Source organism: Rhodococcus ruber, from assembly GCF_016804345.1.
Taxonomy (GTDB): Bacteria; Actinomycetota; Actinomycetes; order Mycobacteriales; family Mycobacteriaceae; genus Rhodococcus; species Rhodococcus ruber.
In genome coordinates this window covers 592,449-613,064 of record NZ_CP044211.1, presented here as the reverse complement: position 1 = coordinate 613,064, position 20,616 = coordinate 592,449, and the positions used below count along the sequence as shown (strand labels likewise).

Below are 20,616 nucleotides of genomic sequence, written 5' to 3'. Positions count from 1 at the left end.
GGGCGGGCGGTGCGGCCCGGCAGTCACCCTGTGCGCGCCGCCGCGGACGGGCACCCCACGATGCGCAGCGCGATGACGGTGTAGCGTGCGGCGACCTGGTCAGGGGTCAGGGGCCCGCCGATCCGATACCAGCGGGCGATGGACTGGCACATGCCGAGCAGGGCCCGCACCGCCTCGGCGATGTCGTCGACGACGAACACGCCGCGTTCGACGCCCTCGCCGACGAGATCGAGGGCGATCAACTCGACACGCTTGCGGGTTGCGGCGTAGTGGCGGCGATTCTGCGGCGACACGTGGCGCAATTCGGAGTCGAGGGCGGACTGCCGGGATCGGTAGGTCGAGTTCAGCACGATCGCCTCGACGAAGTGGGTGAAGCGCCGCACGGGGTCGTCGCCGCCCGCGGCGACGGCCGCGAGGGCGCGCTCGGTGAGATCACGTACGGCGGTGTGGAGGAGCGCGACGAGGACGGCTTCCTTGTTCTCGTGGTGGTAGTACAGCGCGGGTACCGTCACCCCGACCCGGCGGGCCAGATCCCGGACGCTGGTGCCGTGGAAACCGTTCTCGCCGAAGGCGTCCAGGGCATGCTCGAGGATGGGGTCGAGCTGCAGCGCCTCGAACTCCCGCCAGTTCGCCAACCGGCGGAGTTCGGGCTGGGCAGTCATCGACCCCGTCCTCTCACATGTTGCTCGTGTGCGACGATCAGCGCGGGGCCATGCGGATGGCACCGTCGAGGCGGATGACCTCGCCGTTGAGCATGGGGTTGGAGACGATGTGCGCGGCCAGGGCGCCGTACTCGGACGGGTCGCCGAGGCGGGCCGGATGCGGGACCTGCTGACCGAGGGACTTCTGTGCCTCCTCCGGCAGCGACCCGAGCAGCGGGGTCTTGAACAGGCCCGGCGCGATGGTGACGACGCGGATGAGCAGCGACGCGAGGTCGCGGGCGATCGGCAGGGTCATGCCGACGACACCGCCCTTGGACGCGGAGTAGGCGGCCTGCCCGATCTGACCGTCGAACGCGGCGACGGAGGCGGTGTTGATGATGACGCCGCGCTCGCCGTCGACGGGCTCGGTCTTCGCGATGCGCTCGGCGGCCAAGCGGATGACGTTGAACGTGCCGAAGAGGTTGACGTCGACGACCTTCTTGAACGCGTCGAGCGGGAAAGCGCCCTTCTTGCTCACGGTCTTGACGGCGTTGCCGATGCCGGCGCAGTTGACCGCGACCCGCAGCGGGCCGAGCGATTCGGCCAGGTCGAGGGCCTCGGTGACGGCGGCCTCGTCGGTGACGTCGGCGGCGGCGAAGCGGACGCGGTCGCCGAGTTCCTTGGCGATGGTCTCGCCGTTGGAGGACGGCAGGTCGATGATGACGACCTGGGCGCCGTCGGCGAGCAGGGCCTCGACGGTCGCGAGGCCGAGGCCGGAGGCGCCCCCGGTGACGACGGCGACGCTGTCGTTGACGATCATGTTCTTCCCTTCGGTTCTGTTGTGTCTCAGAGGCGTTCGATGACGGTGGCGTTGGCCATGCCGGCACCCTCGCACATGGTCTGCAGGCCGTAGCGGCCGCCGGTGGCCTCGAGATGGTTCACCAGTGTGGTCAGCAGGCGGGTGCCGGACGAGCCGAGGGCGTGGCCGAGGGCGATGGCGCCGCCGCGCGGGTTGAGCTTGGCCGGGTCGGCGCCGAACTCGTGTGCCCACATCAGCGGCACCGGGGCGAACGCCTCGTTGACCTCGTAGGCGTCGATGTCGTCGATGCTGAGCCCGGACTTGGCGAGGATCTTGCGGGTGGCCGGGATGGGCGCGGTAAGCATGAACAGCGGGTCGTCGCCGGCGACGGCGAACGAGTGGAACCGGGCCCGCGGCGTCAGGCCCAGCTTGGCCGCGGCCTCCTCGCTCATGATCAGCGCCGCGGAGGCACCGTCGGACAGCGGCGACGAGTTGCCCGGCGTGATGTGCCACTGCGCCTCGGGGAAGCGCTGGGCGTACGCCTCGGTGTAGAACGACGGCTTCAGCCCGGCCAGGCCTTCGACGGTGGTCGCGGCGCGCACCGTCTCGTCGACGGTGTGCCGGACCTGCGCACCGGCGGCATCGGTGACCGTGATCGGGACGATCTCCTTGTCGAAGAAGCCGGCGGCGATCGCCTCGGCGGCCCGCTGGTGCGACTGCGCCGAGAACGTGTCGAGCGCCTCGCGGTCGAACTTCCATTTCGCGGCGATCAGTTCGGCGGAGATGCCCTGATTGACCAGGCCCTCGGGGTAGCGGGCGGCGATGCCCGGGCCGGAGGCGTCCTGGCCCATCGACGAGGTGCCCATCGGCACGCGGCTCATCGACTCGACACCGCACGCGATGACGATGTCGTAGGCGCCGGCGATGACGCCCTGCGCGGCGAAGTGCGCGGCCTGCTGGCTCGAGCCGCACTGGCGGTCGATGGTGGTGGCCGGCACCGACTCGGGGAAGCCGGCCGACAGCAGGGCAGTGCGGGAGATGTTGAGGGCCTGCTCGCCGGCCTGATTGACGCAGCCGCCGATGACGTCGTCGACCAGCGCCGGGTCGAGGTCGTTGCGCGCGGTGATCTCCCGCAGGACGTGGGCGAGCAGTTCGACGGGGTGGGTGCCGGACAGGGCGCCGCCGGGCTTGCCCTTGCCGACCGCGGTGCGGACCACGTCGACGATGACAGCGTTGGTCATGAGGAATTCCTTTCGAGGGGTTGGAGCGGCCCGGGTGTCCCGGAGGGATCGACGAGACCCCGGGCCGAGATCAGAGGGTCAGCGACCCGTCCAGACCGGCTGCCGCTTCTGCGCGAACGCGGTCGGGCCTTCCTTGGCGTCCTCGCTGGTGAAGACCGTCCGCAGCGCGGCGTCGTTGGCCTCCCACACCCCCGGCTCCCAGTCGTCGCCGTGCGCGGTGCGGTGGATCATCGCCTTCGATTCGCGCACCGACAGCGGCGCGTTCGCGGCGATCGTCTCGGCGAGGCCCAGCGCCACCTCGAGCGCGGTTCCCGCGGGGGCGACCCGGTTGACCAGGCCCAGTTCCCTGCCCTGGGCGGCGGAGATCGGCTCGCCGGTCAGCGCGATCTCGAGGGCGATCTTGCGCGGGATCTGCTGCTGCAGGCGGATGACCCCGCCCGCGGCGGCGAACAGGCCCCGCTTGACCTCGGGCAGGCCGAGTTCGGCGTCCTCGTCGACGACCGCGAGGTCGGACGCGAGCACCAGCTCGGTGCCGCCGCCGAGGGCGAACCCGTTGACCGCGGCGATGGTCGGCTTGCTGATCCAGTGCTGGGCGTACCCGGCGAAGCCCCATTCGGGATGTCCCTCGGCGGCGAGACTCTCGCCGGTGGCGAGGGCCTTGAGGTCGGCGCCCGCGCAGAACGCGCGGCCGGCGCCGGTGAGGACCACCACGCGCACCTCCTCGTCGGCCTCGGCCTGCTCGAGCAGCGTGCCGACCGCCGTAGAGAGCGCCGCGTTCACGGCGTTGAGCGCCCGTGGGCGGTTGAGCGTGATGACGGCGACGTTGCCGCGGCGCTCGTACAGCGCGGCAGCTTCGGTGACGGTGGACTCCTCGGCCATGGGGCTCCTGTCGGAAACGGTCAGGTCTACTTATCGATCGCTAAATCACTATCACGGACCGATCGATCGGTCAATGGTCTCGTCTAGCTAGCGTCCGATCAGGACGTTCTGGTATGGATGAGCGGTACGCGATCACCGGGCCGCGGAGCACCGAAACCCGCTCGGCCACAAGGACGGCAGGAGAGCCCATGCAGGCCGTGCAGTTGATCGACAGAACCGGACCCGAGGGCGTGCGGCTCGTGGACGTGCCCGAACCCGACCCGCACGGCAGCGTCCTCGTCGATCTCCACGCCGCCGGAGTCTCGTTCCCGGACCTGTTGCAGACCACCGCCGGCTACCAGGTCGTGCGCCCCCTGCCATGCGTGCTCGGCGTCGAAGGGGCCGGCGTCGTGCGCTCCGCACCGGCGGACAGCGGCCTGACACCGGGACGACGGGTCGCCGTGCTCGCCGCCGCCGGCGCGTGGCAGCAGACCGTCGCGGTGTCCCCGGAATCGGTGTTCCCGCTTCCCGATTCGGTGTCCCTGACCGCCGGCGCCGGGTTCCTCATGAACTACCTCACCGTCCACTTCGCGCTCGACGAACGCGCCCGGTACCGCGCCGGCGACACGGTGCTCGTGCACGGCGCCGCGGGCGGTGTCGGCGTCGCCGCCCTGCACGTCGCGGCCGCCCTCGGCCTCGAGACCGTCGCGGTGGTGAGCACCGCGGAGAAGGCGGCGGTCGCGAAGGCCAACCGCGCCACCCACACCGTCCTCGCGGACGGCTTCAAGGACCGGGTCCTCGAGCTCACCGGCGGCCGCGGGGTCGACATCGTCCTCGACCCCGTCGGCGGAGACCGGTTCACCGACAGCCTGCGTAGCCTGGCACCAAACGGACGCCTGGTGGTCCTCGGCTTCACGGGCGGCGAGATCCCCACCGTCAAGGTCAACCGCCTGCTGCTCAACAACATCTCGGTCCTCGGCGCCGGATGGGGCGAGTACGTGCGCACCTTCCCCGGCTACACCGCCCGCCAATGGGCGCAGCTCGAACCGCTGCTGCGCTCCGGGGCCCTGCAGGTCCCCGAACCCACCGTCCACCCCATGGCGCACGCCGCCACGGCACTGCGGTCGCTCGCCGACCGGACCGCGACCGGCAAGGTCGCCCTGAACCTGCGCCCCTGATCGTCCCGAGCACCCGACTCCCCGGAGGACCCATGACCATCGACCCGATCGGAGTCGACGTGACCGTCGACGACGGCATCCTGCGTATCACCCTCGACCGGCCCGCCCGGATGAACGCCGTCACCGCCGCCACCCTCGAGGCCGTCGCCGACGCCTTCGAGAAGCACGCCGGCGACGACGCCGTGCGCGTCGCGGTCCTCACCGGTGCCGGCCGCGCGTTCTGCACCGGTGCCGACCTCGCCGGCAAGGACCTGTCCGCGCCGCCGTCGGCCGAGACCATCGACGCGGCCAACCGCACCGTCGCCGCGATCCGCGCTTTCCCGCGGCCGGTCGTCGGCGCCGTCAACGGTCCCGCTGCCGGTGTCGGTGTGTCCCTCGCACTGGGCTGCGATCTCACCGTCGCGGCGGAGTCGGCCTACCTGTTGCTCGCCTTCACCCGCATCGGCCTCATGCCCGACGGCGGCGCGACGGCACTCGTCGCCGCGTCGATCGGTCGGGCCCGAGCGCTGAAGATGGCGCTGCTCGCCGAACGGCTGCCCGCGAGCGAGGCCCTCGCGGCCGGCCTGATCGCCGAGGTGTACCCCGACGACGGTTTCGCCGCCGCCGTCGACGCGCTCGCCGCCCGGCTCGCCGCCGGCCCCGTCGAGGCCTTCCGCTCCACCAAGGACGCGATCAACGACGCGACCCTCGGCGAGCTCGACAACGCGTTCGGCCGCGAACGAGCCGGCCAGCTCGAGCTGCTGGCGTCCGCGGACTTCCACGAGGGCGTGAGCGCCTTCCAGGAGAAGCGGACGGCGGTGTTCGGGCGGAGCTGAGCCGGCCCGTCAGGCCGTCGAGGCGGGGGTGGCGCCGACCGTCTTGAGGGCGATCGCGACGTACTTGCGCGCCACCTCTTCCGGAGTCAGGGAGCCCTCGCGGTGATACCACCGCGGGATGGACTGGCACATGCCCAGCAGCGCGCGGGTGGTCTCGGCCGGGTCCTCGACGTCGAACACCCCGCGCCGGGTCCCGTCCTCGACGATCTCGAGGACGAGCTTCTCGATCTCCTTGCGCACCGCGCGGTAACGCTGCCGGTTCTCGGGACTGAGGTAGCGCACCTCGCCCTCGAGCGCGGCGAGTCGGGGACGGTTCGTCATGCGCAGCACGATCGCCTCGACGGCATTGGCGAGCCGCTGCACCGGGTCGTCGCCGCCGTCGGCGTCCGCGGCGTAGGCGCGCGCCATCACGTCACTCGTCGAGAGCTCGAGCAGCGCGATGAGCAGGCCTTCCTTGTTCTCGTGGTGGTAGTACAGGGCGGGCACGGTGACGCCCACCCGGCGGGCGATCTCCCGCACGGAGGTGCCGTGGAACCCGGTCTCGTAGAACGCATCGAGCGCCGCGGAGAGGATGGGAGTCAGCTCCATCGGCTCGAGACGTCGCCAGTCCGGCCCAGCGACACCGTCCGCGACGGTGCCGTCGGTGGAAGTTCCCATGTGCCGTACCCAACCTATCGATCGCTACGTTCGGACGGCTCGAGGATACCCGTGCGCCGGCAGCACCCGGGACGCCTCCGCGTCCGGGCGCTTCCAGGGCGGACGGTGGGGGCGAACTCAGCCCATCGGATCGTCGGCGCCGGCGCGCCCGGTGTCGTGGAACGGCCCCTGGAAGGTGCCCCAGCGGACGCACTCCCAGCCGCCACCCGGCAGCGGGACCAGCTCGACGCTCTCGGTGTTGGCGAGGTGGTTGCTGGTCGCGAAGCTGCCCGGCACCCGGCCGAGGTGGGCGGCGACGAGGCGGATCGCGGCACCGTGGCTGACCACCACGACGTCCCCCGAACCGCTGTCGAGATAGTCGGCCCGCACCGACTCGACCACCGGCAGGTAGCGGTCCAGGACGTCCATGCCCGATTCACCGCCCGGCACCCGGTCGCGCAGGTCGCCGGTGTGCCAGGACTCGTACACCTTCATGAACAGCGTGTGGGATTCCTCGTCGCTGCGGTCCTCGAGCTCCCCGACCTGCACCTCGTGCAGGCCTTCGCGGACGACGGTGGTCACCCGCGCGGCGAGTTCGACGTGCTCGGCGGTCTGCCGGGCGCGCAGGGCCTGCGAGGCGAACAATGCCGTCGGCGGCTGCTGCGCGAACCCCCGCCCGAGGGTGCGGGCCTGCGCGACGCCGAGCTCGGTCAGTTCGGCGCCCGGCAGTTTGGTGTCGAGGCGACGCGCGACGTTCGCCACCGTCTGTCCGTGCCGCACCAGGATCAATCGGCCGCTCAACGCTCTTCCTCCCCGCGCCGCAGCCGTTGCAGCCACCGCGCATCCTCTTCGTCCGACACCGGGGCCACACCGTGCTGGGACACCGCCGCCCAGGAGCCGAGGAACCGCACCTGCGCGAAGCGGTGCAGCGCCTTGAGCGCCTCGGCGACGAGCGCGTCGTCGATGTGGCCGACACAGTCCAAGTGAAAGAAGTAGGTCCCGTATTCCTGACGGGTGGGACGGGACTCGATCCGGGTGAGGTCGATGCCGCGGGTGGCGAACTCGGTCATGGCCCGCACGAGGGAGCCCGGCTCGTTGGGCAGCTGCAGGATCACCGAGGTGCGGTCGACGCCGGTGCGGGCCGGGGTGGCGGCGGGCCGGGTGGCCAGCACGAAGCGGGTGCGGGCGCCGGAGTGATCGGCGACGCCGTCGGCGAGGACCTGCAGGCCGAGTCGCTGCCCGGCCAGCGCGGTGGACACGCCCGCGTCGGCCTTGCCGGCCGCGACGTCCTCGGCGGCCCCGGCGTTGGACGAGGCGGTCACCACCTCGGCCTGCGGCATGTGGTCGGCGATCCACTGGCGCACCTGTGCGGCGGCCACCGGATAGGCGTGCACGGTGCGGGCCTCGCCGAGCGTGACGCCGGGCCGGGCCACGACGGTGAAGGCCACGTCCAGCTCGGTCTCGGCCACGATCTGCAGGCGCGGGCCCACCGCGAGGGCATCCATCGTGGGGGGCACGGAACCCTCCACCGAGCTCTCGATCGGCACCACGGCAGCGTCGACCGCGCCGTCGCGCACGAGTTGCAGCGCCGCGGGCGGGCTGGCGGCCGACACCCGCTCGACCGGACCGTCGAAGGTTCCGGCATCCTCGAACCGGGCGAGGGCCATCTCCGTGAAGGTTCCGGTGGGACCGAAGTAGGCGATGCGTGGCACGCCTAGAAGGGTACGCACCGAATTCGTCCGGACCCTGTCGTCACGGCAAACGTCGTCACGGCAAACGGAATCATCGCGGCGGCAGGCCGAGGCCGGCGAGGTCCTGCGCGACGGCCGGCGGGTCGTCGACCTCGACGGCGAGCAGGATCTCGCGCACCGCGGCCGCGGCCTCGGGGATCAGCCGGGTCAGCCGGGCGGGGTCGGGTGCGGCGAGCGCGGCGCGCACGTCGTCGCCGCGCAGGGCGGCGACGGTGGCGGCGAGCAGGGCGAGCACCTCGTCGGCGTCGCGGGCGCGCGCGGCGAAGCCGGTGCCGGCGTGGGCGAGGACGGACAGGAAGTCGGCGACCTCCCCCGCCTCGCGCCCGGCGGGCAGGCCGGGGCTGTGCCCGGCACCGACGAGCGCGCGGGCCGTCTCGGGCAGGTCACCGGCGTCGACGTAGACGGTCAGGGGGGCGGGGACGGCGATCGCGAGCGCCACGTCGAGCTCTTCCGCGGGGCAGTCGAGCTGGTAGCGGACCGGGACCGGATGCAGGCCGGACAGGCGTTCGGGTGCGACGTCGAGTTCACCGACGATCCGCAGCGTGGCGGCGCTCCCGGCGAAGGCCTCGGTCAGCGCGGACACCGGCACGACGGGGTCGCCGATCGCGGTGTGGGCGGGGGCGGCGAGTGCGTCGGCGAGGGTCGGGTGCCGGCGGGTGAGCAGGGCGGTGAGCAGGCCGCGGGGCTCCTCGCGGGACGGCGGCATTCCGAGCGTGAGCGGGATGGGCACCTCCTCAGGTTAGTCGCCGGGAGGTTGCGACCCCGGTCACCATGACTTAGGTTTGCCTCACCTACTAATCGAGGAGGATCCGATGCCGGCCACCACCGCCCTTCCCGCACCCTCGACCGCCGAGACCGTCCGCACCGCCATCGTCCGTGCCGGCTCCGCCGTGCTCGCCACCGGCTCTGCCGTACTCGCTACCGACGGAGCCGCGCCCGTGACCACGGTGCTGCACCACCTGCACAGCGACGGCGACCTGCTCGTCGTCGTCCCCGACGACTGTGCCGCCGTCGCGCTGACCTGGCAACGGGGCGCCGCGGGTCTGCACGCCGTGCTCGAGCTGACCGACCATTCGCCGCTGCGCCTGCGCAACCCCGTCCGCTCGCTCATCTGGCTCCGCGGCACCGCACACACCGTCGCCGAGCCCCGGCGGCTCGCCGCCGACATCGCCGCGACCCTCCCGCACCCCGCGCTGCTCGACGTCGGGCACCGCGCCGAACTGCTGCGTCTGCGGCTCACATCCGTCGTCGCCGCCGACACCACCGGCGCCGAGGCCGTCGAGGTCGCCGACGTCCTCGCCGCCGCCCCGGACCCGTTCGCCGCCGTCGAGTCCGCCTGGCTCGAGCACCTCGAGCAGGACCACGGCGACCTCGTCCACCGCATCGCCCGGCACATTCCCGCCGCCGAGCGGCGTGGCCGCATCCGGCCCCTCGGCCTGGACCGCTACGGCCTGCGCCTGCGGCTCGAGTCCGGTCACGGCGACCACGACGTGCGGATTCCGTTCCCCGAACCCGCCGACGACGCCGAGTCCCTCGGCCGCGCCCTGCGCCGCCTCGTCGGCTGCCCCTTCGCCAACGGGCTGCGCGCCAGGCACTGATCTTCCCGCCCGCTTCGGCGGTATCCTCGAGTCAGCAGTGCGTCGCATGTCGAAAGCCGCGAATCATGGCCGATTTCGATCCGGAAGCCACCCGTCCCGCCGGGCAGGGGATCGCGGCCGAACTCGCCGCGGCGGGATTCGACGATGCCCTCGTCGTCGGCCGAGGCGGCTTCGGTGTGGTCTATCGGTGCCGGCAACGCTCCCTCGGACGCACCGTCGCGATCAAGGTGCTCTCCTCCGACCTCGACGCCGAGAACCGCGAACGGTTCCTGCGCGAGGGCTTCGCGATGGGCGGACTGTCCGGCCACCCGAACATCGTCAACATCCTCCAGGTGGGCGTCACCTCCACCGGCAGGCCCTACATCGTGATGCCGTACCACCCCAACGACTCGCTCGCGGTGCGGGTCCGCCGCGACGGTCCGATGCCGTGGTGGGACGTCGTGCGCGTCGGGGTCAAGCTCGCCGGCGCCCTCGAGACCGCCCACCGCGCCGGCACCCTGCACCGCGACGTCAAGCCCGCCAACATCCTCGTCACCGAGTACGGCGAGCCACAGCTCACCGACTTCGGTATCGCCCGCATCGCCGGCGGTTTCGAAACCGCCACCGGCGCCTTCACCGGATCGCTCGCGTTCACCGCCCCCGAGGTGCTCGAGGGCAAACCCCCCACCCCCGCCTCGGACATCTACGGCCTCGGCGCCGCCATGTTCGCCCTCATCACCGGCCGCGCCGCGTTCGAGCGACGCACGGGCGAGGAGATCATCGCCCAGTTCCTGCGCATCACCAGCCAGCCCATCCCGGATCTGCGCCCCCACGGCATCCCCGACGACGTGTGCACCGCCATCGAGCACGCCATGTCGGTGGATCCGGCCCGCCGGCCCGCCACGGCCGCCGACTTCGGCCGCGAGTTGCAGCAGGTCCAGGCCCGGCACGGCCGTCACGTCGACGACATGGCCCTGCCGGGCGAGTCGCGGTTCCACGACCAGCCGACGGGCCGGCACCCTCTCGTCGGACCTGTCACAGCCGGGCCCGGCAGCACCGGCCCCGGCGGTACCGGGCCCGGCACAGCCGCGCCTGCCACGGTCACCGCGGTCTCCCCGGGGTCCGCCCCACCCCGACCGAACGGCCCACCACCGTCGTCCGGCCCCCCACCGCGGTCCGGGCCCCCGTCGTCCGGTCCGCCGCGTCCGGGCGAGTCACCCGCGCGACGAACCGCGCGGCTGCCGGTGCTGCTCGCCGTGCTCGCCGTCGCGCTGCTCGCCGTCGCGGCCACGGCCGTCTTCGTGGCGACCCGGCAGGCCGGCGACGCCGGGACCGCCGCGGCGGGCGAGACCACCGAGGTCGCCCCGACCGCCGGTTGGCGACCGCTGCGGGACGCGCCCACCGCCCGCCAGCAGACCGCCGCCACCGTCGCCGACGGCACCGTGTGGGTGTTCGGCGGCCTGGACGACTCCGGCTCCTCCCCCGCTCACGAGGGCTACGACCCGGCCATCGACACCTGGAAGGCCGGACCGGACCTGCCGATCCCGCTCAACCACGCGATGGCCGTCACGTGGGACGGCGTGCCCGTCGTCCTCGGCGGCTGGATCCCGGACGGACCCGACCTCACCGCCACCGCGTCGAACCGGGTCTTCGCCGTCCGCAACGGCGAATGGGTGGAGATGCCGCCGATGCCCCGCGCCCGTGCCGCCGGGGCCGCCGTCACCATCGGGGACCGGATCTACGTGTTCGGCGGCCAGGCCGACGACACCCTGATCCGTCCCACCGACGTGTTCGACGGCACCGCCTGGAGCACAGTCGCCGACATCCCCACGCCACGCGAGCACCTCGCGGCCGCGACCGACGGCACCTACGCCTACGCGCTCGGCGGCCGGGACCTGGCCGCCGACAAGAACGTCGCCACCGTCGAACGCTTCGACCCCACCACTGGATCGTGGACCGCCCTGCCCGACATGCCCACCCCGCGCGGCGGGCTCGGCGCCACCTACATCGACGGCCGCATCGTCGCCGCCGGCGGCGAGGAACCCACCCGCGTCCTCGCCGACGTCGAAGCGTTCGACCTGACCACCGGCACCTGGTCCGAGCTACCGGACCTGCGGACGCCGCGGCACGGGCTGGCCCTCGGCGCGGTCGGCGACACCGTCTACGCCATCGACGGCGCCACCGAACCCACCCACGCCGAGTCGACCTCCGTCACCGAGGCGCTGCAGATCCCGCCGCGCCGCGTCCAGCCCGGCCCGGCGTGGCGGCAGCTGCGTGACGCCCCGACCGCCCGCCAGCAGACCGCGGCCGCCGTCGCCGACGGCACCGTGTGGGTTCTCGGCGGTCTCGACAACAACGGGTCCACGGCCCGGGTCGAGGGCTACGACCCGGCGATCGACACGTGGAAGGTGGGACCCGATCTCCCTCTTCCGCTCAACCACGCGATGGCCGTCGAGTATGCGGACGAACTGGTGGTGCTCGGTGGATGGGTGCCGGAGGGCGCCGATCTCACCGCGCGGCCGTCCGATCGGGTGTTCGCGCTGCGCGGCGGCGAGTGGGCCGAACTGCCCGCCATGCCGCAGGCCCGTGCCGCCGGGGCCGCCGTCACCATCGGGGACCGGATCTACGTGTTCGGCGGCCAGGCCGACGACACCCTCCTCACCACCACCGACGTGTACGACGGCAGCAGCTGGAGCACCGTCGCCGACCTGCCCACCCCACGCGAGCACCTCGCGGCCACCACCGACGGCACCTACGCCTACGCGGTGGGCGGCCGGGACCTGGCCGCCGACAAGAACGTCGCCACCGTCGAACGGTACGACCCCGGCACCGACACCTGGACCGCGCTACCCGACATGCCCACCCCGCGCGGCGGGCTCGGCGTCACCCATCTCGACGGCCGCATCGTCGCCGCCGGGGGCGAGGAACCCACCCGCGTCCTCGCCGACGTCGAAGCGTTCGACCTGATCACCGGCACCTGGTCCGAGCTGCCACCGTTGGGCGTCGCCCGGCACGGTCTCGTCGTCGCGACCGTCGGCACCACCGTCTACGCCGTCGACGGTGCGCAGCGGCCCACCCACGCCCAGTCCACCGCGCTCGCGGAGGCACTCGACTTCTGGTGACAGGCCGCTCCGCGGCCCGTGTGCCTTTTGGGCTGCCCCAGCCGCCCGAAAGACACACCGCCTGTACCGCTCCGTGCCCGCACTCCGCGGGTCACGGCTTCGGCGTGGCGGAACGCGCCCGCCACCAGCCCACCGCCCCGGTGACGAGCAACGCCCCCACGAGCGAGCCGATGATCCCGCTCGGTCGTAGCGACAATCCGTCGCCGGCCAGGAGACTGACGAGCAGCCCGCCTACGAACGACCCGGCGAGCCCGGCAGCGAAGGCGAGGGTCCAATCGATCCGTCCCGCCGACCTGCCCAGCAGCAACTGGGCCGCGGCGCCGACGACCATCCCGAATACAAGGATTCCGATGAGCAGCATGGCGACAGCATAGACTCCGAGTTCGCCAGCGAATGATTATCGGGGCGAACGTTTTTCGACACTCCCGCTGCTATGGGTGCCCACCGTGGCCGACCGGAGGGACCCCGCACAGCGCACGTCGGGCCGCGCGGCCCGTCGGGTGCGCTCCTCGAGAGCCGCGAACCCGGTCTCGGAAATAGTGCCTGTGCCGAGCAGTTCCTTCGCACGCCCGATCACGCGATCAGGATCAGGATGTGAGCGGTCCGCGGCGACGCGGCACAATCGCGACCGTGACGATCCGCACCTGGCTGACCCCGCCCCCGCGCCGCCCGGCCGCACCGCTCGATCCGTCGGACCGGCGCGCGCTGTGGATCGAGATCACCATCGTCCTGCTCGTCACCTTCGGTCTGAGCGGGCTGTCGTCGATGCTGTCGCTGCTCGAGTCCGCGCTGGCGCCGGCGCCGCTGTCCGACCAGACCGTCGCGCTGAACGTTCCCCGCTCGTCGCAGCAGCTCATCGACCTGGCCCGGCAGCTGCTCGGCATCGTGCGGCTGCTGGCGTGGGCGGCGCTCGGGGTGTACCTGCTGTGGCGCAGCGGCATCGGCCCGAGGGCGATCGGTTTCGCCCGGGACCAGGTGCGGCGCGGCCTGCTGCCCGGTGTGGGGCTGGCGGCCCTCATCGGGATCCCAGGTCTCGGCCTGTACCTGGTGGCACGCGCGGCGGGCCTCAACCTCACCGTCGCCCCGAGCACCCTCGAGGACTACTGGTGGCGGCTGCCGGCGCTGGTGCTGTGGGCGATCGCCAACTCCGCCGCCGAGGAGGTCCTCGTCGTCGCGTATCTGATCACCCGGCTGCGGCAGCTCGGCTGGTCGGAGAACTCGTCGCTGCTCGCGTCGGCGCTGCTGCGCGGCAGCTACCACCTGTACCAGGGGGTCGGAGGCGGGATCGGCAACGTCGTGATGGGCCTGGTGTTCGGCCGGTACTGGCAGCGCACGTCGCAGCTGTGGCCGCTGGTGGTGGCGCACGCGTTGATCGACAGCGTCGCATTTGTCGGTTACCAGGCACTTCGCGGGCAAGTGTCCTGGCTGCCCTGACCCGGCCTGCGTACATTGGGAGGTCGTGAACGGCGACCATCCCGACCCTCGACCCCGGCCGCCGCGGCAGCCTCCGCAGATGCCGCCGCCGCGCCGACCGGCGCCGATGGGCCGGCCGGCACCGCCGCCGTCGCCGGAGGGACCGCAGATCATCCGCCGCGACGGACGTCCCCCCGCCCCGCAGCAGGCCTGGTCGCAGGCGCCCACCCCGCAGTACCGGCCGCCGGCGCCCCCGCCGCGGCAGCAGCCGCCGAGGCAGCCCCCGAGGCAGCCGCGCGACTGGGCGCCCACCCAGACTCCCGAGCGGTACGACGAGCCGCGCCGCGCGGCCTCTCCCCCGCCGTCACCGCCCCCACCGTCGCCGCCCCCGCCGCGGCGCCGGCCCGCTCCGCCCGCGCCCGAACCGGCCCCCCGCCGCCGGCCCGGCGTCGCCCGTCGCGTCGTGCGCCGCGCCGCGATCGTCGTGCTCGTGCTGATCGCCCTCGTCGGTGCGGGTGCCGTCTACCTCGACGGGAAGCTCACCCGCGTCGACGCGCTCGCCGACTATCCCGACCGCATCGGCGACACCACGGGGACCAACTGGCTGCTGGTGGGCTCCGACAGTCGCACGGGCCTCAGCGCGGAGCAGGAGCAGGAGCTCGCGACGGGCGGGGAGACCGGTCCGGACCGCACCGACACCGTCATCCTGATCCACGTGCCCAGCGGTGGCGGGCCCACCACGATGGTGTCCCTCCCCCGCGATTCGTACGTCCCGGTCCCCGGTCACGGCCAGGACAAGCTGAACGCGTCGTTCGCGCTGGGTGGCCCGTCGCTGCTGGTGCAGACCGTCGAGGGCGCCACCGGGGTGCACATCGACCACTACGCCGAGATCGGGTTCGGGGGCTTCGCCTCGATCGTCGACGACCTCGGCGGTGTGGACGTGTGCCTGCCGCAGGCCATCGACGATCCGCTGGCGGGAATCTCCCTGCCGGCGGGATGCCAGGAACTCACCGGTCCGCAGGCCCTCGGCTTCGTGCGTACCCGCGCGACGGCACTGGCCGACCTCGACCGGATGAACAACCAGCGGTTGTTCATGTCCGCCCTGCTGAGCAAGGCCACCGGCCTGAGTACGCTGCTGAATCCGGTGCGGATGTGGTCGCTGGCCTCCGGGGTCGCCGGTTCGCTGCGGGTCGACGAGGGCGACCACATGTGGCACCTGGCCCGGCTCGGATGGGCGATGCGGGGCGAGACGGTGACCGCCACCGTCCCGGTCGGCGGCTTCCAGGACGTCTCCGGGATCGGCAACGTGCTCGTGTGGGATCGGTCGCGGGCCGTCCCGTTCTTCGACGCCCTGGCCCGGGACGAGCAGATCCCGCCGGAACTGCTCACGCCGCCGTCGTAAGCAGTTCCGGCTGTCGTGCCGCTCGCCCCGGGGGCAGGTTCAGCGCAGGGTGACCTGACGGCTGCGCAGGCCGTCGCGCGAGCGCCGTTCGGCGGCGGTGAGCGGCCCGTCCACGGCCAGCGCCTCGTCGAGCCGGGCACCGAACTCGGCGGTGGGTGCGACCCACTCGTCCGGGTGCCGCTCCGGATCGAGATCGAACACCGGCACGAGCAGCCCGTGGGTGCGGAACGACCCGGCGAACCGGGAACCGTCCCCCAGGTGCAGCCCGCCCGCGGCGTGTACCCGCGAGAGCGCGGCCATCAGCGCGTCCTCGTCCTCCGGCCGCACCCAGCGCAGGTGCGCCTTCTCCCCGGCGTCGACCCACCACGCGGCGACGAGTCCTTCGCCCTCGAGCCGCGCGGACGGCATGATCGCGTCGTTGGCGTGCCGGACGGTGTTCGCGACGTCGGGCGAGACCTCGACGCCCTCGGGGATCCACCAGTCGAAGTCCCGGTGCACGGTGATCGCCGGGACGACGTCGACGTCGAGCAGGTCGTGCAGGCGCGGCCGGTCCGGCCCGGGTTCGGCGACGGCGAGGGACGAGCCGGCCTCCGCGTCCCGCGCCCACGCGAGCGCGGCGCCGAGTTCGGCGGCCGGGTCGGGGCCGGCGGCGGCGAGCTGCAACCCGATGTACGCGGCGGTCTCGTCCCCTTCCTCGCGGACGAGGGCGGCGACGGCGCCGGGCAGCACCGTGGCCGCCTGGACGACCCGGCCGGGGGTTCTCGTCGGCAACGGGAACACCGCCGACGGCACGAATTCGCGCAGGGCCACCAGGTCGCATTCGAGGGCGAGACCCTCGAACGGCCGGGTGACCGTGGCGGCCTCGGCCTCCCGGGCGAGCCGCCGCTGCTCGAGCTTCGCGGCGCGGTTGCCGCCGGGCTTGGGTCCGCTGTTTCTCTTACTCTTCTTGGCCACGGCGCAAAACTACACGCCGCGGGAAGCGCCGAGCCGAAGCTTGGTGCGCCCCGGATGGTTGGTGGCCACCCAGCCGACGCCCAGGTCGCGACACAGGTCGACGTCGGCGGGATCGTCGACGGTCCAGCAGTAGGTGGCGCGGCCCGCGGCGGCCGCCTTGTCGACGAGTTCGGGATGCTGGCGCAGCGTGAAGATCGACGGGCCGATCGCCGTGGCACCGACGGTGGTGGCGGCACTGCCCCCGAGATAACGCGACGTGTCGCCGAGGAGCACCGTCGGCAGCAGCGGCGCGGACCTGCGCACCCGCCACACCGCGGCCGCGGAGAACGACATCACGACGACGCGGGAGAAGTCCGCGGAGGCGGGGGTGGCAAGCCGGAAGCGCGCCAGTTCGGCGAGGAGTTTCGCCTCCACGAGACCGCCGTAGCGCACGGGATGCTTCGTCTCGACGAACAGCTTGACGGGCCGGCTGGTCCAATCGAGCGTCAGCTCGATCAGCTGCCGCAGCGTCAGCAGCCGCGCCGGCTCGCCGGCGGTGCCGTAGTCGAGTTCCTCGAGCTGGGCGAGGGTCATCTCGCTCACCATGCCGCTCCCGTTGGAGGTGCGGTCGACGGTGCGGTCGTGGACGCACACCAGATGCCCGTCGCGGGTCAGCCGTACGTCGCATTCGAGGCCGTCGGCGCCTTCCTGCAGCGCCAGTTCGTAGGCCGCGAGGGTGTGCTCGGCCTTGGCGGCGGAGGCCCCCCGGTGGGCGACGACGCGCGGTTCCCAGCCCGCGGTCACGAGGCCACCACCTCGTCGGTGCGGGCGCCGACCGGTTCGATCGGAGCGATGGGTTCGGATTTCGGGCCGGTCGCCACGGTGCGGCGGGGCAGGCGACGGGGACGGCCGCGCAGATCGTGGTCGTCGAACAGCCGCACGACGTGCAGGGCCGCGACGGCGACGGCCGCGGCGAGGGCCGCGGTCACGGCGGCGAGCAGCACGCCGTCGGCCTGCGCCTGCAGGGCATCCCGCTGCCGCCACAGCACGTTGACGACGAACAGCACGCCGCCGAGCACCCACAGCACCCACCACGTCCGCACGGCTCGTCGTAGCCGCGGGTCGCCGGGACCGGTGACCTCGGTGAGAAAGACCCCGGGCAGCGCGAGGTTCACTCCGGGCACGAGGCAGCCGAGCAGCAGCGACAGCCGGCCGCGGGGGTCGGCGAGTCCGCGGGCGGCGAACAGTTGTCGCCGCACCCGGATCAGGCGCAGCGTCGCCGCGACACCCGCGGCGAGGGCGACGGCGGGTCCGCACAGCTGGGTGGCCCACACCAGGGCGTCGGAGGCGGCGAGAGCGAGGGGATCCACGAGGCGCGTGCGGTTGTACAGCAGCAGCCCGTACCGGATCGCCTCGGCGACCGCGGCGAGGCCGAAGACGACGGCCGCGCCCGCGAGGAGCGTCGGCGCGAGGTCGACGAGGGCGTCCTCCCGCGACGGTTCCGTCGGTTCGTCGGCCGGACGCGGGTCGGCGAGGCCCCAGCGCGGTACCTCCCGGTAGTGCGGGGTAGGTCCCGCGGACCGGCGCCGGGGCCGGTCCGCGGCGGACCGGGTCTGCGGCGGCCGTGCGACCCAGCGGAAGTTGCGGCGCCCCGGCGGCACGGGGGCGGCGGTGTCGTCGGGGGACAGCAGCAGGCCCCGGCAGCCCGGGCACCACTGCCGGGGCTGCCAGGACACGGGCCAGCGGTGCCCGCAGCGGACGCAGATCTGGTAGGCAGCCATCAATAGATCTTCGCCGGGGTGTCGCCGTCGGCGGTGAGGGGCAGTCCGTTCTGCTGCCAGGACACCATTCCGCCGTGGACCTGGATCGCCTCGTAGCCGACGTGGGACAGGTATTCGACGACGGCGAGTGAGCGTCCTCCCTGGCGGCACACGACGTACACCTCGGCGTCGATGTCGATCTCGTCCAGGCGGGCGGGAACGTCGCTCATGGGGATGTGCAGAGCCCCGGGAGCGTGCCCGAGGTCCCATTCGTCGGATTCGCGTACGTCGAGCAGTACGACGTCGGGGCCGATCGGCGGCACGTCCGAGACGGTGACGGTGGGCACGTCGGAGAAGCTCACATCGTCAATACTGGCACGCCGCCGGGGCGTATGCAGCGAGCACCGGCATCCCGCCGCGACCCCGCAGAACTGGAACCCGTCCGATTCCCGGGCTCCACCGGCGCCGCGTGAAAATGCCTCCGCGCGGGAGTTATCCACAGTTTCCACAGCTTCATCCACAGAAGGCACAGTTTCCACAGCCGCACATCGCCTCACTCCGGGAACATTTCGGCGGTGAGATGACGACGCACCCACGTCATCCATTGCCCCACAGACATCTTCTGCACCACAGACATCTTCTGCACCACCACGCACAGCTCGTAGGTCTCCGGCGACGGCACCGCGAAGATCGCGCCGCGTCGTCCACCTCCCCCGCACGCCCGTGCTTGCGCGAGAGGGCCTCGGCGACGGCCCGATAAGGGTGAGGGAGGATCGGTTGCGTCCGAGGAGGGCGTCCTCCCGCACAGGTCCGTTCCGGCGAGAACGTCGGTGCGGCGCAGACCCACGTCGTCTTCGTCGAGCTGAAATGATCGACGGCATGGAACTACGGATCTTCACCGAACCTCAGCAGGGTGCCACCTACGAGGACCTGCTCGCCGTCGCGCAGACGGCCGAGCGGCTCGGCTACGGCGCGTTCTTCCGTTCCGACCACTATCTCGCGATGAACTCCGCGGGCCTGCCCGGTCCGACCGATGCCTGGATCACGCTGGCCGGCCTGGCGCGGGAGACCTCCACGATCCGGTTGGGCACGCTGGTGACCTCCGCGACGTTCCGCCACCCCGGCCCCCTCGCGATCTCCGTCGCACAGGTCGACGCGATGAGCGGCGGCCGGGTCGACTTCGGGCTGGGCGCCGGCTGGTACGAGGAGGAGCACCTCGCCTACGGGATCCCGTTCCCGTCGCTGAAGGAGCGCTTCGACAAGCTGGAGGAGTCGCTCGCCGTGATCACCGGCCTGTGGCAGACGCCCGTGGGCGAGACCTTCTCCTACGAGGGGGCGCACCACCGCATCGTCGATTCGCCGGCGCTGCCCAAGCCGCACCAGCGTTCCGGTCCGCCGATCGTGATCGGCGGCGGGGGCAAGCGCCGCACCCCGGCCCTCGCCGCCCGGTACGCGGACGAATTCAACATCCCGTTCCAGTCGGTGGAGGCGACCGCGGCCCAGTTCGCGCGGGTGCAGGAGGCGTGCCGCGCGGCCGACCGCGACCCGGCCGAGCTGACGTACTCCACCGCGCTCGTGCTGTGCTGCGGTCGCGACGAGGCGGAGATCGCCCGCCGCGCCGGTCGGATCGGACGCGAGGTGGACGAGCTGCGGGAGAACGGCCTCGCCGGCACCCCCGCCGAGGTGATCGACAAGATCGGCCGCTACGCCGAGGCCGGGTCGCAGCGCATCTACCTGCAGGTGCTGGATCTGGCCGACCTCGACCACCTCGAACTGGTGGCGCGGGAGGTCATGCCGCAGGTGTGACGAGCCGGCGCGGTCAGTGGCTGCTGGTGGAACCGAGGAAGGCCGCGATCTCGCGGCTCCACTCCCGGCGGCGTGTGCGATCCAGCCGCCACCGGCCGTAGCCGAACATCGCGGCGGCGAGCAGGGCCGCGGCGCACCAGAGGGCGACCCCGACCAGGACCGAGGAGATCTTCGCGCTCGTTGCGCTCAGCGGTGCGAGAGCCTGTTCGCCGTTCGGATCGACCCAGATCTGCACGTCGGCGCCGGCCGGTGTGCCGTAGTCCACGGTGACGTCGCCGCGGCGCTTCTCGTCGCCCCACATCCAGGTGGCGGGGGCGGCCGCGGAGGCCGTCATCGCGAGTTCGCCGACGGTGACGTCCGTGGTCTCGGCCGGCGCCTGCGTCGTCGCCGTCACGAGGGTGCGCTCGGCGGTCTGCTGCACGGCCAGAGCGGACTGGGTGTCCCAGGTACGGGCGCCGACCCAGCCGGCGAGGGGGATCGCCGCCAGGAGAAGGACCAGCACCGCGACCACCAGGCGCGCCTCGACGCGATCGGTGCGCCGGATCAGCGGGTGGCGACCCCGCAGCCCGCGCCGCAGGACCCGCAGATATCCGCTCGTGTTCCCCATCATCTCGGCCTCGATCCTCTCCCCCGTGACAACTCCCTCACTCCAGGGTGATACGCACAGCTAAGGACTGCAAGGTG

General features: G+C 72.7%; 21 protein-coding genes. 7 read left to right on the top strand and 14 right to left on the bottom strand.

Going from position 1 to position 20,616, the window contains the following annotated elements:
• Window positions 1-23: 23 nt before the first annotated feature.
• The 4 genes from F1734_RS02860 to F1734_RS02845 form a co-directional block, all read right to left on the bottom strand.
• Window positions 24-662 (bottom strand): TetR/AcrR family transcriptional regulator, encoded by a 639-nt coding sequence (locus F1734_RS02860; protein ID WP_124258904.1) that lies wholly within the window; start codon window positions 660-662, stop codon window positions 24-26.
• Window positions 663-699: 37 nt separating this feature from the next.
• Window positions 700-1,461: a 3-hydroxyacyl-CoA dehydrogenase gene (locus F1734_RS02855; protein WP_010595988.1), complete on the bottom strand. Its 762-nt coding sequence runs from the start codon at window positions 1,459-1,461 to the stop codon at window positions 700-702.
• A gap of 26 nt (window positions 1,462-1,487) precedes the next feature.
• Window positions 1,488-2,681 (bottom strand): thiolase family protein, encoded by a 1,194-nt coding sequence (locus tag F1734_RS02850; RefSeq protein ID WP_010595987.1) that lies wholly within the window; start codon window positions 2,679-2,681, stop codon window positions 1,488-1,490.
• Between the two features lie 78 nt (window positions 2,682-2,759).
• Window positions 2,760-3,560 (bottom strand): crotonase/enoyl-CoA hydratase family protein, encoded by an 801-nt coding sequence (locus tag F1734_RS02845; RefSeq protein ID WP_010595986.1) that lies wholly within the window; start codon window positions 3,558-3,560, stop codon window positions 2,760-2,762.
• A gap of 188 nt (window positions 3,561-3,748) precedes the next feature.
• On the opposite strand from F1734_RS02845, the gene F1734_RS02840 reads away from it, so the two are divergent.
• Both F1734_RS02840 and F1734_RS02835 read left to right on the top strand, forming a co-directional pair.
• Window positions 3,749-4,717 (top strand): NADPH:quinone oxidoreductase family protein, encoded by a 969-nt coding sequence (locus F1734_RS02840; protein ID WP_203011339.1) that lies wholly within the window; start codon window positions 3,749-3,751, stop codon window positions 4,715-4,717.
• 32 nt (window positions 4,718-4,749) lie between these two features.
• Entirely contained in the window at window positions 4,750-5,532 is a 783-nt protein-coding gene (locus F1734_RS02835) for an enoyl-CoA hydratase (RefSeq protein WP_059174810.1), read from the top strand.
• A 9-nt stretch (window positions 5,533-5,541) separates the two neighbouring features.
• On the opposite strand, the gene F1734_RS02830 is transcribed toward F1734_RS02835, so the two are convergent.
• The 4 genes from F1734_RS02830 to F1734_RS02815 form a co-directional block, all read right to left on the bottom strand.
• Complete coding sequence (locus F1734_RS02830; protein WP_017681565.1) at window positions 5,542-6,189, bottom strand: TetR/AcrR family transcriptional regulator; 648 nt, start codon at window positions 6,187-6,189, stop codon at window positions 5,542-5,544.
• A 117-nt stretch (window positions 6,190-6,306) separates the two neighbouring features.
• Window positions 6,307-6,969, bottom strand: coding sequence for a histidine phosphatase family protein (locus F1734_RS02825; RefSeq protein WP_026137966.1), 663 nt, complete (start codon window positions 6,967-6,969; stop codon window positions 6,307-6,309).
• Entirely contained in the window at window positions 6,966-7,880 is a 915-nt protein-coding gene (gene pheA, locus F1734_RS02820; protein ID WP_064066213.1) for a prephenate dehydratase, read from the bottom strand. Before pheA ends, F1734_RS02825 begins: the two co-directional genes overlap by 4 nt.
• 70 nt (window positions 7,881-7,950) lie before the next feature.
• Window positions 7,951-8,625, bottom strand: a complete 675-nt coding sequence (locus F1734_RS02815; RefSeq protein ID WP_140189089.1) for a hypothetical protein — start codon at window positions 8,623-8,625, stop codon at window positions 7,951-7,953.
• A gap of 106 nt (window positions 8,626-8,731) precedes the next feature.
• On the opposite strand from F1734_RS02815, the gene F1734_RS02810 reads away from it, so the two are divergent.
• Together F1734_RS02810 and F1734_RS02805 are read left to right on the top strand one after the other, a co-directional pair.
• The gene (locus F1734_RS02810; protein WP_203011338.1) at window positions 8,732-9,517 is read left to right on the top strand and encodes a DUF2470 domain-containing protein; all 786 of its coding nucleotides are present in this window, start codon (window positions 8,732-8,734) and stop codon (window positions 9,515-9,517) included.
• A 65-nt stretch (window positions 9,518-9,582) separates the two neighbouring features.
• Entirely contained in the window at window positions 9,583-12,618 is a 3,036-nt protein-coding gene (locus F1734_RS02805) for a Kelch repeat-containing protein (protein WP_203011337.1), read from the top strand.
• A 91-nt stretch (window positions 12,619-12,709) separates the two neighbouring features.
• On the opposite strand, the gene F1734_RS02800 is transcribed toward F1734_RS02805, so the two are convergent.
• Entirely contained in the window at window positions 12,710-12,979 is a 270-nt protein-coding gene (locus F1734_RS02800; RefSeq protein WP_006944638.1) for a hypothetical protein, read from the bottom strand.
• 269 nt (window positions 12,980-13,248) lie between these two features.
• Here F1734_RS02800 and F1734_RS02795 point away from each other — a divergent pair, with 269 nt between their 5' ends.
• Both F1734_RS02795 and F1734_RS02790 read left to right on the top strand, forming a co-directional pair.
• On the top strand, window positions 13,249-14,052 hold the full coding sequence (locus F1734_RS02795; protein ID WP_040271487.1) for a CPBP family intramembrane glutamic endopeptidase: 804 nt from the start codon (window positions 13,249-13,251) through the stop codon (window positions 14,050-14,052).
• Window positions 14,053-14,200: 148 nt separating this feature from the next.
• Window positions 14,201-15,433 carry an LCP family protein gene (locus F1734_RS02790; protein ID WP_230831761.1) on the top strand — a complete coding sequence of 411 codons (1,233 nt, stop codon included), beginning with the start codon at window positions 14,201-14,203 and terminating at the stop codon, window positions 15,431-15,433.
• 39 nt (window positions 15,434-15,472) lie between these two features.
• On the opposite strand, the gene F1734_RS02785 is transcribed toward F1734_RS02790, so the two are convergent.
• The 4 genes from F1734_RS02785 to F1734_RS02770 are packed head-to-tail and all read right to left on the bottom strand — an operon-like array spanning window position 15,473 to window position 18,488.
• Entirely contained in the window at window positions 15,473-16,387 is a 915-nt protein-coding gene (locus F1734_RS02785) for a DUF5926 family protein (RefSeq protein ID WP_048773841.1), read from the bottom strand.
• Window positions 16,388-16,396: 9 nt separating this feature from the next.
• Entirely contained in the window at window positions 16,397-17,170 is a 774-nt protein-coding gene (locus tag F1734_RS02780) for a glycerophosphodiester phosphodiesterase (protein ID WP_203011336.1), read from the bottom strand.
• The gene (locus tag F1734_RS02775; protein WP_203011335.1) at window positions 17,167-18,147 is read right to left on the bottom strand and encodes a DUF4328 domain-containing protein; all 981 of its coding nucleotides are present in this window, start codon (window positions 18,145-18,147) and stop codon (window positions 17,167-17,169) included. Before F1734_RS02775 ends, F1734_RS02780 begins: the two co-directional genes overlap by 4 nt.
• Window positions 18,147-18,488, bottom strand: coding sequence for a rhodanese-like domain-containing protein (locus tag F1734_RS02770; RefSeq protein WP_017682051.1), 342 nt, complete (start codon window positions 18,486-18,488; stop codon window positions 18,147-18,149). Before F1734_RS02770 ends, F1734_RS02775 begins: the two co-directional genes overlap by 1 nt.
• 517 nt (window positions 18,489-19,005) lie before the next feature.
• Between F1734_RS02770 and F1734_RS02765 the strand changes: the two genes are divergently transcribed.
• Complete coding sequence (locus F1734_RS02765) at window positions 19,006-19,932, top strand: LLM class F420-dependent oxidoreductase (RefSeq protein ID WP_203011334.1); 927 nt, start codon at window positions 19,006-19,008, stop codon at window positions 19,930-19,932.
• Between the two features lie 13 nt (window positions 19,933-19,945).
• Here F1734_RS02765 and F1734_RS02760 read toward each other — a convergent pair whose 3' ends face one another.
• Window positions 19,946-20,542, bottom strand: coding sequence for an Rv1733c family protein (locus F1734_RS02760; RefSeq protein ID WP_203011333.1), 597 nt, complete (start codon window positions 20,540-20,542; stop codon window positions 19,946-19,948).
• Window positions 20,543-20,616 lie beyond the last annotated feature (74 nt).